This is a genomic window from Methanohalophilus profundi (assembly GCF_004137855.1).
GTDB lineage: Archaea > Halobacteriota > Methanosarcinia > Methanosarcinales > Methanosarcinaceae > Methanohalophilus > Methanohalophilus profundi.
Genome location: NZ_QBKB01000002.1, coordinates 455317 through 468513, shown reverse-complemented (window position 1 = coordinate 468513; position 13197 = coordinate 455317). Strand labels below are relative to the sequence as shown.

Genomic DNA, 13197 nt, shown 5'->3' with positions numbered 1-13197 from the left:
TTAACAGGTACCCTGCCAACAATTTCCTTTAACCTTCAAAAGGTGTGCTAGAAATAATTAAAATTCTGGTTGATCCTGCCAGAGGTTACTGCTATCGGTGTTCGACTAAGCCATGCTAGTTAAATGTTCTTTGTGAACATAGCGGACTGCTCAGTAACACGTGGACAATCTGCCCTTGGGTTCAGCATAACCCCGGGAAACTGGGGATAATTCTGAATAGATCACATATGCTGGAATGCTTTGTGATTTAAAGATCCGTCGCCCAAGGATGGGTCTGCGGCCTATCAGGTTGTAGTGGGTCTAGAGTACCTACTAGCCGACGACGGGTACGGGTTGTGAGAGCAAGAGCCCGGAGATGGATTCTGAGACATTAATCCAGGCCCTACGGGGCGCAGCAGGCGCGAAACCTTTACACTGCGGGAAACCGCGATAAGGGGACACCGAGTGCCAGCATACAATGCTGGCTGTCCACATGTGTAAATAGCATGTGATAGCAAGGGCCGGGCAAGACCGGTGCCAGCCGCCGCGGTAACACCGGCGGCCCGAGTGGTAATCACTATTATTGGGTCTAAAGGGTCCGTAGCCGGTTTAATCAGTCTTCCGGGAAATCTGACAGCTCAACTGTTAGGCTTCCGGGGGATACTGTTAGACTTGGGACCGGGAGAGGTAAGAGGTACTACAGGGGTAGGAGTGAAATCTTGTAATCCCTGTGGGACCACCAGTGGCGAAGGCGTCTTACCAGAACGGGTCCGACGGTGAGGGACGAAAGCTGGGGGCACGAACCGGATTAGATACCCGGGTAGTCCCAGCCGTAAACGATGCTCGCTAGGTGTCTGGAATGGTGCGACCGTTTCAGGTGCCGCAGGGAAGCCGTGAAGCGAGCCACCTGGGAAGTACGGCCGCAAGGCTGAAACTTAAAGGAATTGGCGGGGGAGCACTACAACGGGTGGAGCCTGCGGTTTAATTGGACTCAACGCCGGACAACTCACCGGGGGCGACAGCAATATGTAGGTCAAGCTAAAGACTTTACCTGAATCGCTGAGAGGAGGTGCATGGCCGTCGTCAGTTCGTACTGTGAAGCATCCTGTTAAGTCAGGCAACGAGCGAGACCCGTGCCCACTGTTGCCAGCATATCCTTTGGGATGATGGGTACTCTGTGGGGACCGCCGATGCTAAATCGGAGGAAGGTGCGGGCTACGGTAGGTCAGTATGCCCCGAATCTCCCGGGCGACACGCGGGCTACAATGGTTGGGACAATGGGCTCCTACACTGAAAAGTGACGGTAATCTCATAAACCCAGCCGTAGTTCGAATTGAGGGCTGAAACCCGCCCTCATGAAGCTGGAATCCGTAGTAATCGCGTTTCAATATAGCGCGGTGAATACGTCCCTGCTCCTTGCACACACCGCCCGTCAAACCACCCGAGTGAGGTATGGGTGAGGGCGCGGACTTAGTGCTGCGTTCGAACCTAAATTTCGCAAGGGGGGTTAAGTCGTAACAAGGTAGCCGTAGGGGAATCTGCGGCTGGATCACCTCCTAAGCAAAAAAACTTTCGATCAGAAACCGAAAAACTGTCATTGCAATCATATAATCCAACATCGTTGGGAAACCAAGGGCTTGTAGATCAGTTGGAAGATCGCTGCCTTTGCAAGGCAGAGGCCCTGGGTTCGAATCCCAGCAAGTCCATATTTAATGCACCAGGCAAGTAATTTTGCCCGGGAAGGATGGATGTGCTCTTTCTGACCAAGGAGAGCACGATGAGATCGTGTATAAGTTGCATACCTGACGCTTACTGGAGTAAGCAAACGGATAATGGCATTTATGCCAGCAGGTGAATGGCTCGGCTCAAGGACCGATGAAGGACGTGTCAAGCTGCGATATGCCCCGGGTAGGCGCATGAAGCCTATGAACCGGGGATCTCCTAATGAGACCTCTTGACCTTAATGGTCGATCAGTAATGATCGGGAACGTTCCGAATTGAAACATCTTAGTAGGAACCGGAAAAGAAATCGAAGAGATGCCGCTAGTAACGGCGAGTGAACACGGCACAGTTCAAACCGAATCCCTCTGGGAACAGAAGGGAAATGTGGTGTGGAAGGACTTTTCCAAGGATCCCATCTCACAGAGACCGAATTTGACTGGAACGTCAAACCACAGAGTGTGATAGTCACGTAGGAATTAGTGAGCGGATCTGGAATTGTTCCAGAGTACCGTGCGTTGGATATCGCGCGGGAACCCGGGAGGCATCAACTTCCAAAACTAAATATCTCTTGAGACCGATAGTGAACTAGTAGGGTGACCGAAAACTGAAAAGTACCCCAAAAAGGGAGGTTCAAAGTGCCTGAAACCTGTTGGTTATGGAACGATATGGCATGAAAGGATCTGCGAAATGAAGGAAACAGTCGCGAGGCTGCTGTACGAGTTTCGTTGCCGATGTCATATCTTACGTTTTGAAGAACGGGCCAGGGAGTGTATTTCAATGGCGAAGGCTAACCGAAAGGGGAGCCGAAGCGAAAGCAACAAGCATGCAGTCTTCGGACAAGATGCGGCGTATACAAGTGCGTGGAGTCATTGGAATACGACCCGAAGCCGGGTGATCTAGGCGTGGGCAGGTTGAAGCGTGGCGAAAGCTACGTGGAGGACCGCAAGCGGTACTGACCTGCAAATCGTTCGTGTGACCTGCGTCTTGGAGTGAAAGGCTAATCAAACCCGGCATCAGCTGGTTCCTTCCAAAACATGTCGTAGCATGACCTAACCGGAGATAGTCGGTGGTGTAGAGCACTGATTGGGGATCCCGGGGGAGAAATCCCTCGCTCCCCTGTCAAACTCCAAAACTACCGTCGTCTGAGAAAGTTGGAGTCCGGGCTACTGGGGTAAGCTTGTAGTCCGTAAGGGAGAGAACCCAGCCCGTGGTTAAGGTCCCTAAGTGTCGACTAAGTGTTAAAGATAAAGGGTGTCCCAGGCCCTAAACAGCTGGAAGGTTAGCTTAGAAGCAGCTACCCTTTAAAGAGTGCGTAACAGCCCACCAGTCGAGGTCTGGGGCCCCGAAAATGGACGGGGCTCAAGTCGACCACCGATACCACGGAGTACCGAAAGGTAATCTTGTAGGAAGGCGTTGCGTTCGGGCAGAAGCAGGGTTGTGAAGTCCTGTGGACCGTACGGAAACGAAAATCCTGGTAATAGTAGCAGCATAGTCAGGTGAGAATCCTGACCGCCGAAGGGGCCAGGTTTCCTCGGCAATGATCGTCAGCCGAGGGTTAGTCGGTCCTAAGACGTACCGTAATTCGAGTACGCCAAAAGGGAAACAGGTTAATATTCCTGTACCGTTTAGCATTAAAACCAACGTCTCAGGGCAGGTTGAGCAGCGTTGTCGCGCTGTCTAAGCATCGAAACCCGTGGAGAGCCGTAATGGCGAGAAGCGGGCGAATATGTTATTGCGAAAGTCAACTGCACCCCGGGACCCGTGAAAAGGAAGCTAAACGACCGTACCAAGATCTGACACTGGTGCCCCTAGCTGAAAAGGCTAAGGCGTGTCGGAATTAATCTGGCTAAGGGAATTCGGCAAATTGGCTCCGTAACTTCGGGAGAAGGAGTGCCTGCCATGAAGATGGCAGGTCGCAGTGACCAGGGAGCTCTAACTGTCTAATACCAACATAGGAGATCGCAAACCCGAAAGGGCTAGTACGATCTCTGAATCCTGCCCAGTGCGGGTACCTGAAACTTCGGTCCAACGGAAAGAAGGGCCCGTAAACGGCGGGGGTAACTATGACCCTCTTAAGGTAGCGTAGTACCTTGTCGCTTAATTGGCGACTCGCATGAATGGATCAATGAGAGCTCTACTGTCCCTAGCCAGAATCCGGTGAAGCTTACATTCTAGTGCAAAGTCTAGAGACCTCTAGGGGGAAGTGAAGACCCCGTGGAGCTTTACTGCAGCCTGTCGTTGGGTTGTGATTTCGGATGTACAGTGTAGGTAGGAGGCATCGAAGCCCGTGCGCCAGCATGGGTGGAGCCACCAATGGGACACTACCCTTCTGAAGTCGCGACCCTAACTCCGCAAGGAGGACCCCGATAGGTGGGCAGTTTGCCTGGGGCGGGACGCCCTTGAAAAGATATCAAGGGCGCGCAATGGTTGACTCAAGTGGGTCGGAAACCTGCTGAAGAGTGCAAGAGCATAAGTCAGCCTGACGCGATTTAGCATAGCAATGGATCGCGAGACGAAAGTCGGTTCTAGCGAACCTTTATGTCCTGCTTGATGCGGGCTAAAGCTGACAGAAAAGTTACCCCGGGGATAATTGTGTCGTTGCCGGCAAGAGCACATATCGACCCGGCAGCTTGCTACCTCGATGTCGGTTCTTTCCATCCTGGCCGTGCAGCAGCGGCCAAGGGTGAGGTTGTTCGCCTATTAAAGGAGATCGTGAGCTGGGTTTAGACCGTCGTGAGACAGGTCGGTTACTATCTACTAGAGGTGTATGTGGTCTGAAGGTAAGTTGCTTTTAGTACGAGAGGAACAGGGCAACGGCGTCTCTGGTCGATCGGTTGTCTGACAAGGCAGTGCCGAGCAGCTACGCGCCAAAGAATAAGAGCTGAAAGCATCTAAGCTCGAAATCCAACCTGAAAAGAGACCACTGTAAGGATTCCGGTAAAAGACCGGTTTAATAGGATCGGGATGTAAGCACTAAGGAAACGAGGTGTTAAGTCCGCGGTTACTAATAATCCGTGCCGCTTCCAATTGCTTATTCCAGGCGAAATCAGGTATGTAATGTATAAATACACGGTCCGATGAAACGCAAAGTTTATGACGGTTGCGTCATATGAATACGCTTCGCACATGCCCGATGTGCCAAGGTGGCGGAGCGGCTACGCAATCGCCTGCAGAGCGATTCCATCCCGGTTCGAATCCGGCCTTGGCTTTCATCCATCTCATATAAGTTGAGTACAGCGGCCATAGCGGCAGGGTAACTCCTGTACCCATCCCGAACACAGAAGATAAGCCTGCCAGCGTTGTATACTGTACTAAAGTGCGAGAGCCTTTGGGAACTATGCATCGCTGCTGACTCAACTTATTGAATCGCTGCTGACTCAACTTATTGACACTTACCTTTTCTCAATAATCGTTTTCTACAATTCAATTACTTACAACTCAATTCCTGCATCTATTAACCCTTTTAGGGAAATCTATAACATATCTCTCAAATTTTATAGCAATTCTAACGTTGAGTGGATAACAGGTGGGAAGTACAAAATGAATTGAATTTATAATAAAGGAATGTGATTTAGTTCCCTTATATTCCCTTTATCATCTGTTTACCCTCTTCTGTAGCACTATATATTATCCAATTTCCTTCTCTGGTTCCTTTTATAATACCACTTTCACTTAATATTGAAAGGTGGTATGATAACTTTGAATCAGATACTTTCAGAATATGCTTTATTATGCATACACAGAGGGGTTGCTTGGCTACCATATATAATATCTTCAACCTGAGTGGGGATGATAATGCATGGTGAATCTCACTCCATCTCTTGAATTCATCTTCTGGAGGCATTTTTTTATAAAGGTTGTCCACTCCTCCTTTATATTCTATTTCGCATTTTATGGGTTCGGGAATAATCATTTTTTTCACCTGCTACAATAAAGACTGAACTGGGATATATTGTCTTCCTCCTTTACACATCTTTCCATTATCATTCAAATACACATATATACTATCACCGGTATCTATTGCTCCCATGACCGCTGTATTCGAAATACTGCAAAAAGACGCAGCTGGCCGTATTGGTAGACTGCATACACCACATGGTGTTGTTGAAACACCAACGGTTATGCCAGTTATCAATCCCAATATAAACACGATACCCTCTTCTGAAATGCATCAGTTTGGGGCACAAATACTTATTACAAATTCATATATTATTTCTCGCAAGGAAGAACTCAGGAACGTAGCACTGGAAAAAGGCCTGCATCATCTTCTGGACTTTGATGGTCCGATCATGACAGATTCAGGTTCTTTTCAACTATCCGTTTATGGGGATGTTGAAGTAACAAATGAGCAGATCCTCGATTTCCAAAAAAATATTGGTTCGGATATTGCAGTCCCCCTTGACATTCCAACTCCTCCTGATGTCTCTTACAAAAGGGCAGAAGACGAACTTGAAACGACCCTTGAACGAGTGATTGCAGCCAGAGAAATTGTAAGGGACGATATGCTTTTGGCGGGTCCTGTACAGGGCTCCACTCATCTGGATCTCAGGGTACACAGTGCGAAAACCCTTTCAAAACATGCCTTTGATGTATATCCTATAGGAGCTGTGGTTCCACTTATGGAATCCTACCGTTATGCGGATCTGGTTGATGTTGTTATTTCTTCCAAAAAGGGCCTTGATCCTGCAAAACCGGTCCATCTATTTGGTGCTGGTCATCCAATGATGTTTGCTCTTGCTGTAGCAATGGGATGTGACTTATTTGACTCAGCAGCTTATGCCCTTTATGCAAAAGCAGGCCGCTATATAACTGTTGACGGGACCACCCATCTTGAAGATCTTCAGTATCTTCCATGTAATTGTCCGGTGTGTTCTGCTCATACCGCATCGGAAATAAAATCCGCTTCCAACTCCAAAGAATTACTTGCAAGACACAATTTATATGTGACATTTGCAGAAATTCGCAACATCAAGCAGGCAATAAGGGAAGGTAATTTGTTAGAGCTTGTGGAACAGCGGTGCAGGAGTCATCCCTCAATGTTGTCGGCCCTTAAAAGATTGTACAATTACAGTCCCTGGCTTGAAGGACTTGATCCGTTTTCCAAATCCACTTTCTTTTATACCGGACCCGAGTCCTCAAAAAGACCGGAAGTTGCACGATTTAAAGAAAGACTTGGTCGCTTAAATCTGGATGGTAAAGTTCTTATACGCTCAAGGTCTTTGAAAGGCGAAGGAAATTATGATCATGTCCTGAATTTCAAGCCCCCGTTTGGAGCATATCCCATTGAACTCTCTGAAGTATATCCTTTCAATGCGGAAATCCCGGACGAAATGGATCCAGGTGCAATAGGTGTGGCATTACAAAACGTAATAGAACTTATTAATAAAAACAGGAATGGATTATTCTATTTGAATCTCCCAAAACAGTACACTGCTCATCCACTTTATGAAGATCTCAAGAAGAATGCCATTCCTTTAGATGAAATGCCCAATGAAAATCTTTAACTAAACTGACAGAAATCACGGATTTGAATCTAATCCCGGGTGGTTTACTTGGTATCTACAACTGGATCGAAGTCCCGCAACCCCTATCTGGAACTGCTCAGACCTGAAATAGCTGATATGGATCTTGCCCTGCCGGCAGCAAGTGCATTGCTTGCATCATATATATACGCCGGAGATCTACCTTCGGTTTTACCTTTCATTATTGCAATTATTGGTGGTTATGCTGCGATAACAAGTTCTTATGTGTTCAATGACTGCTGTGATATTGATATAGATAAGATTAACCTGCCTGATAGGCCCATGGCATCTTCTACTCTCACGCAGGAACAGGGGTTCAAATATGCCTTTGTCCTTGTAGTTATTGCATCAATAGCTGCCTTGTACCTGAATCCCGAGTCTTTTGTGGTACTTGTGATAGCAGTTAGTACTATAAGCATATATTCAAAATTTGCGAAAAGATCTACCTACTTAAGTTTTGTACCAGTGGGTATTGCATACGGGCTTGTACCGATTGGTATTTGGCTTGCTTTTGATCCTGCGGGAATTCTTAAGGGTGCGGACACTTCTATTCTTCCCCTTCCCGGGATTTTCCTGGGTATTATGATGTGTGTTACCGATTGGGGATTTACTCTTTCCGGTGTCTCCAGGGATGTGGAAGGTGACCGGGCTAAAGGTGCGCCTACATTCCCTGTAGTATTTGGTGTACCTGCGACATCTAAATTGGTGACTGCCTGTTGGATTATAGGTGTAATTTCTTCTCTCATAATAGGTTGGACGGCACAACTTGGTCCTATTTTCTTCGCAGGGGCAATTCTTGCGGGGATATGGATGATTATCCAGTCCCTTGATTTCATCAAAAATCCTCTGCCAGAAAGAGGAGGAATGCTTTTCCTTCAGGGTTCTCGCTACAGGGGCGTGATGTTTGGCTCTCTGTTAATTGATGTAATTCTGTCTATAGTTTCTGAGGGTTATGTGAATATTCTATGGTGATTTTTAATGGATGCTGATGTCATTGTGGTCGGTGCTTCCCCTGCCGGCTTAGCTGCTTCCAGGGTAGCATCAGAGCAGGGTTTGGATGTCCTTTTAATGGACAAACAAGACGTATTGGGTGAAAACACACATCCTGCTAACACTTTTTTTAAAGGGATGTTTGACAGGGCCGGCGAAACTGTGGATAGTTCCTATGTCCTCAAAAATTTAAGGGGAGCTAATATTGTTGCCCCTTCCGGATCCTATGTGGAAGTCGAAAGCCCCGCTTATTTACTGGACCGGCCTGCATTTGACCGGTACTACATACAGAAAACCAGGGATTCAGGTGTTGATATTGCGACATCAGTTGAAGCATATAATGTATTGAAAAATGATGAAGGGGTTTCTGTGAGTACTTCGCAGGGCACCTTCGATTCAAAACTTGTAATAATCTCAGATGGAATCAATTCCAAACTCGCTTCTCTTTGTGGCCTTTCTGCAATGAAACATCCGGACGCATAGGTTGGGCTATGGAGGCAGAGGTAGAAGGTGAGGGGATTGGTGAGCCGGACATGTTTGAATATTTCGTGGGAAGCGTGGCTCCCGGATGGAAATCAACTTATTCTCCCTGTGGAGGCGACAGGGCAACCCTGGGTGTCTATGTAAGAAGGCATGGTCGGGATGTATCTTCCTTTTTTGATAGGTGGGTGGATAAATTCAAGCGCATGAAGGGTTTGTCAAATTTACGCATAGGTGAAATGAAAACCGGAGGGGATCCTATCGCTACTATTCCCAACCAGATGGTTGCTGATGGTATTATGCTTACAGGAGGTGCATCCGGGCAATCCGGCATTGGCTATTCCATACACGGAGGCAAAATGTGTGGAAAAGTTGCTGCTGAAAGTATACAGGAGGCAAATACTTCCTCACGTTTCCTGTCCCGTTATTCACGTATGTGGGCAAAGGAATACAGGACCGAATATTATTTGGGTAGAATGGCGCTTGAAACTCTCCGCAAAATGGATGATAGTGAGATAAACAGTATGATGGAAGTTTTCAAACAGGAGGACCTATCTTTCCTCCAGGGTTCATCTCTTCAAAAAGCATTACAGGTCTCTCTTTTCATGCTAAAAAAGAAACCGTCATCGCTTCTTGGCTTCAGTGCATTCCTGAGAAACAGGTGATGTGTGGTAACATGAAATACGATTTTTACAAAAATCCCTTCTTCAAGGTTTATGCTACTGTTGAAAACGGACGTGTCAATATGCATACCTCAGGTCTTGCATCAAAAGCATTGAAACCGCTGCTATCAGATATGATGGACATGTTCGATGGTTCCAAACCGGCCCTTGTAAATGGTGAGTCTCTTGTATTTTCCACCTGGATGCCTCCAATCCCGGGAAAGGCTTTTGGCAGATTGGTTTCCAGTCAGATGGGGTATATGAGGGGAAAATGGTTCCTGAACAGGTGACAATTTCCATCACCGAGGAATGTCCCAACAGGTGTCTGCATTGTGCGTTGCCTAATACAAATAACAGGGCATCTCTTTCACCTGAGATTGTGAAAAATGCTATTGACCAGTGTCTGGAAATGGGTTCGACTCTAATTATTTTTGATGGAGGAGAACCTCTGTTATATGAAGGACTTGAAGATCTCATTAACTATGTTGATAATGAGAAAGCAATAAGCGGTATGTTTACTTCCGGCGTAGGTCTGGATTTTGCAAAGCCCTGGCATTAAAAGAAGCAGGCCTGAATATGCTCAGTGTCAGTCTGGACAGTGCATTTGAAGTAAACCATGACAGGATGCGTGGCAGGACAGGTGTTTACAGGGCTGCTATGTCTGCTATAGAGAAAGCCCTTGATGTCGGATTAATGGTAAATATATATGTTGTAATTTCTCCTTCTAATATCGATGAGCTGGACAATTTCTACCAACTTGCAAAGGACATGGGTGTACATGAAATTACCTTTTTTGAAATAGTACCCACCGGTCGATGGTTTGATCATAAGGATGACCTTCTCTCATCCGGGGACATGCAAAAATTCAATGATTTTATTGAACGTTCGAATAACATGAGTGGACCTCATGTATTTTCGGTTCCTCATGTATTGCGCAAAATGGGATGCTTTGCTGGTAAAAAATGGTTGCATATAACCCCTGAAGGAAATGTCAGTCCATGTGCATGCATACCAATTTCGGTGGGTAACATACATGAAGAAAAAATAAATAAAATATGGGATAGAATCCGGAAAGATTCTGTCTATAAAGCAAAAACCTGTCTTATGCGGGATGATAATTACAGAAATCAATACGTCCTTAAATAATATATAAAATATAATCAGGGTTTCCCCTGATAATTATTTCCATTCTGATAGAAGACCGGACTTCTGGAGTGTCATAAGGTTTTCTGTAGTAAGTTTCTCACCGGATTTGAACTTATCAAATATATCCTCGGCATCCTTACGGACTTCTTCCATGTCTGCGCCTTTCCTGCCACCGTCTTTCTTCTTGAGTTTGCGAAGTTCTTTGTCAATATCCCGGATTTCCTTCTGGGCTGCAATGAACGCCTTGTGCTCTTCATCTGCCTTTTCCTGGATTTGTACAAACTCTTTATGTGCAGTATCGGATTCTGCGCGTATCTTATCCGCTTCTTTGAAAGTGGTAATCATCTTGTCATGATATTCCTGAGCTTTCTGAGCATATTCAGAAAGGGTTGTATGGTAGCCGGAAGCCTCTTCCCTGATTTCCTGTGCTTCCGTAAGCAGATCATTTAGCTCAGTATTACTTTCAATTTGCTTTTTCTTTGTATCGTAAAGTTTCCGGAGTTCGGATATCTTGTTGACCAGTTCTTTTTCTTTTGATGGTGTAAGTACTTCGGTCTGCTGTGAGAATTCCAGCCTGTCGATATCCTTGCGAATCTCTTTCAGGGATGGTCCTGTAAGATTATTGGCACTTCTGAGCTCATCAACTTTTCCAAAAAGTTCATTTGCCTTCTCATTGGTCTTATCACGAAGATCCTTGAATTCCTGGACTTTTTCGTTGTTTTCATCACGAAGTTTTTTGTATTCCTGTGCTTCGTTGATAAGATCTTTGGTCTTTTTGTTGAGCTCATTGCGGTTTGATGCAAGCGTACTTGCCTGTGCATTAAGTTCATTACGTTTATTCTTGTGTTCTTCAGAGGTGTCCCTCAGATCTTTCCTTTTGTCTTTCAGTTCTTTTTGCATGTTCGATTTATCCTCCCGGTCCAGCAAATGTAGCTGGCATTTCATGCATTTCTAATGCACGATACTTCAGGATCCACTTTATTGTAGTGAATCAATCACGGAGATTAATGCCCTAAGGTCCTTCTTTGAAATTATGACATCTGCATGTTGATGAAGAATCGGTTTTGGATTGAATGCAATTGAATAACCTGCTCTCTTGAATATACAGACATCATTTGCCCCATCTCCTACCACGATACAATCTTCAGGTAGGAATCCGTTATTTCTGGCAATTTCTTCAAAGGCAACTTCCTTTGAAAGGTTTTGTGTCATAGGGCCAGACACTACACCTGTAAGATATCCATTTTTCACCTCTAGAGTGTTAGCATATACGTAATCGATGTTGAGTAATTTTGCAACCCTGTCAGAGGAAAGAGTAAATCCTCCGGATAACATTGCAGTTTTGTATCCAAGTGATTGTACATGCTCAAGGAGTTCTTTTGCACCAGGCATTAGTTCGATCTTTTCGACCGCATCCTTTGCCTTTGTTATTTCCAGACCTTTAAGAAGTTTCACTCTTTCCAGAAGAGCCAGATGGTAGTCGAGTTCCCCTCTCATTGTGCGATCTGTAATCTGTGCAACTTTGTCTGCCACTCCTGCAGCAAGTGCAAGCTCATCGATACACTCAGCATCTATTAGGGTGCTGTCCATATCAAAAACAATCAGTTTAGAATATTTTCTGTTAGAATTGCTAGCTAAAGTCACTTCATCAAACCTGATCATTTGAGATAATAATAGAGGTATGTAGGAAATATGGCTGTAGATTAGTCACATTGCTTTTAACTTTTTCGGATAAAAAGGTCCGCTATTTCCATTCTTATTTAACAATTTGGTACTGTTATGTGTGATTCCAAAAATAATATATGCTACGTAGTTATTTTCCCTCTGTGATTATATGGTAAAAGTAGGATTTATCAAATTGGGTAACCTGGGTATGAGCCAGGTCATTGACCTTGTACAGGATGAAATTGCAGCCAGGGAAGGTATCAGCACCCGCGTGTTTGGTACTGGCCCCAAAATGGACAAGGAAACAGCAGCTTCTACTGAAGAATTGAAGGCATGGGAGCCTGACTTTGTTGTAATGATCAGCCCCAATGCAAGTGCACCGGGCCCCAAATCTGCCCGTGAGTTATGGAACGATTATCCATGCATTGTCGTCTCTGACGGACCTACCAAGAAAGATGACAGACAGGCTCTTGAGGATGCAGGCTTCGGTTACATTATAATGACCGTTGACCCGCTTATCGGTGCTAAGACAGAGTTCCTCGATGCTGTTGAAATGGCCTCCTTTAACTCTGATGCAATGAAGGTCCTTTCCACATGTGGTGTTGTCAGGCTTCTCCAGGAAGAACTTGATGCGGTAACTGCTCAGGTCGATGAAGGCAAATCCGGTGCAGACCTTGAACTTCCACATATTCTTGCAAAACCACAGAAATGCATTGAACGTGCCGGTTTCAATAATCCTTACGCTAAAGCAAAAGGTCTCGCAGCCCTTCACATGGCAAGCAAAGTCGCAGAAGTGAACATGCCAGCCTGCTTCATCCTCAAAGAGATAGAGGATGTCACTCTCACTGCAGCAACAGGCCATGAACTCATGCGTGCAGCCGCACAGCTTGCAATTGAAGCCAGGGAAATTGAGAAAGCCAATGATTCTGTGTTCAGGCAGCCTCATTCCAAGAAAGGTGTCCAGCTTCAGAAAACAAAACTTTACGAGAAACCACAGAAAGTGTAAACTCACTTTCTTTTTTATTTTTGAG

11 protein-coding genes, 2 tRNA genes and 3 rRNA genes are annotated in these 13197 nt (G+C 45.7%); 13 read left to right on the top strand and 3 right to left on the bottom strand.

Annotated elements, in window-relative coordinates; all coding sequences use genetic code 11:
• Window positions 1-62 precede the first annotated feature (62 nt).
• The 5 genes from C9889_RS02415 (at window position 63) to rrf (ending at window position 5055) form a co-directional block, all read left to right on the top strand.
• A 16S ribosomal RNA gene (locus C9889_RS02415) occupies window positions 63-1537 on the top strand.
• Window positions 1538-1612: 75 nt separating this feature from the next.
• Window positions 1613-1685 (top strand) — tRNA-Ala (locus C9889_RS02410).
• A 121-nt stretch (window positions 1686-1806) separates the two neighbouring features.
• Window positions 1807-4727: ribosomal RNA gene (locus C9889_RS02405) — 23S ribosomal RNA — on the top strand.
• 111 nt (window positions 4728-4838) lie between these two features.
• Window positions 4839-4909, top strand: a tRNA-Cys gene (locus C9889_RS02400).
• A gap of 24 nt (window positions 4910-4933) precedes the next feature.
• Window positions 4934-5055: ribosomal RNA gene (rrf, locus tag C9889_RS02395) — 5S ribosomal RNA — on the top strand.
• Together the 16S, 23S and 5S rRNA genes with 2 tRNA genes alongside form the textbook arrangement of a ribosomal RNA operon.
• Before the next feature lie 226 nt (window positions 5056-5281).
• On the opposite strand, the gene C9889_RS02390 is transcribed toward rrf, so the two are convergent.
• A complete protein-coding gene (locus C9889_RS02390; protein ID WP_129596901.1) occupies window positions 5282-5614 on the bottom strand; it encodes an ArsR/SmtB family transcription factor in 333 nt (110 codons plus the stop codon).
• A gap of 115 nt (window positions 5615-5729) precedes the next feature.
• Between C9889_RS02390 and tgtA the strand changes: the two genes are divergently transcribed.
• The 7 genes from tgtA to C9889_RS11035 are packed head-to-tail and all read left to right on the top strand — an operon-like array spanning window position 5730 to window position 10501.
• Entirely contained in the window at window positions 5730-7205 is a 1476-nt protein-coding gene (gene tgtA / locus C9889_RS02385; protein WP_129596899.1) for a tRNA guanosine(15) transglycosylase TgtA, read from the top strand.
• 48 nt (window positions 7206-7253) lie between these two features.
• Window positions 7254-8195 carry a UbiA prenyltransferase family protein gene (locus C9889_RS02380; RefSeq protein WP_129596897.1) on the top strand — a complete coding sequence of 314 codons (942 nt, stop codon included), beginning with the start codon at window positions 7254-7256 and terminating at the stop codon, window positions 8193-8195.
• A 6-nt stretch (window positions 8196-8201) separates the two neighbouring features.
• Entirely contained in the window at window positions 8202-8696 is a 495-nt protein-coding gene (locus C9889_RS11055) for an NAD(P)/FAD-dependent oxidoreductase (RefSeq protein ID WP_318531495.1), read from the top strand.
• Between the two features lie 8 nt (window positions 8697-8704).
• On the top strand, window positions 8705-9358 hold the full coding sequence (locus tag C9889_RS11050; RefSeq protein WP_318531494.1) for an NAD(P)/FAD-dependent oxidoreductase: 654 nt from the start codon (window positions 8705-8707) through the stop codon (window positions 9356-9358).
• A gap of 11 nt (window positions 9359-9369) precedes the next feature.
• The gene (locus C9889_RS11045) at window positions 9370-9645 is read left to right on the top strand and encodes a hypothetical protein (protein ID WP_318531493.1); all 276 of its coding nucleotides are present in this window, start codon (window positions 9370-9372) and stop codon (window positions 9643-9645) included.
• A complete protein-coding gene (locus C9889_RS11040) occupies window positions 9627-9914 on the top strand; it encodes a radical SAM protein (protein WP_318531492.1) in 288 nt (95 codons plus the stop codon). Before C9889_RS11045 ends, C9889_RS11040 begins: the two co-directional genes overlap by 19 nt.
• A gap of 17 nt (window positions 9915-9931) precedes the next feature.
• Complete coding sequence (locus C9889_RS11035) at window positions 9932-10501, top strand: radical SAM protein (RefSeq protein ID WP_318531491.1); 570 nt, start codon at window positions 9932-9934, stop codon at window positions 10499-10501.
• Window positions 10502-10534: 33 nt separating this feature from the next.
• On the opposite strand, the gene C9889_RS02365 is transcribed toward C9889_RS11035, so the two are convergent.
• Complete coding sequence (locus C9889_RS02365; protein WP_129596895.1) at window positions 10535-11401, bottom strand: coiled-coil protein; 867 nt, start codon at window positions 11399-11401, stop codon at window positions 10535-10537.
• Between the two features lie 78 nt (window positions 11402-11479).
• Window positions 11480-12163 (bottom strand): phosphoserine phosphatase SerB, encoded by a 684-nt coding sequence (serB, locus tag C9889_RS02360; RefSeq protein WP_129596893.1) that lies wholly within the window; start codon window positions 12161-12163, stop codon window positions 11480-11482.
• 172 nt (window positions 12164-12335) lie between these two features.
• On the opposite strand from serB, the gene C9889_RS02355 reads away from it, so the two are divergent.
• Entirely contained in the window at window positions 12336-13172 is an 837-nt protein-coding gene (locus C9889_RS02355; RefSeq protein WP_129596891.1) for a F420-dependent methylenetetrahydromethanopterin dehydrogenase, read from the top strand.
• The last annotated feature ends 25 nt before the right edge of the window (window positions 13173-13197 follow it).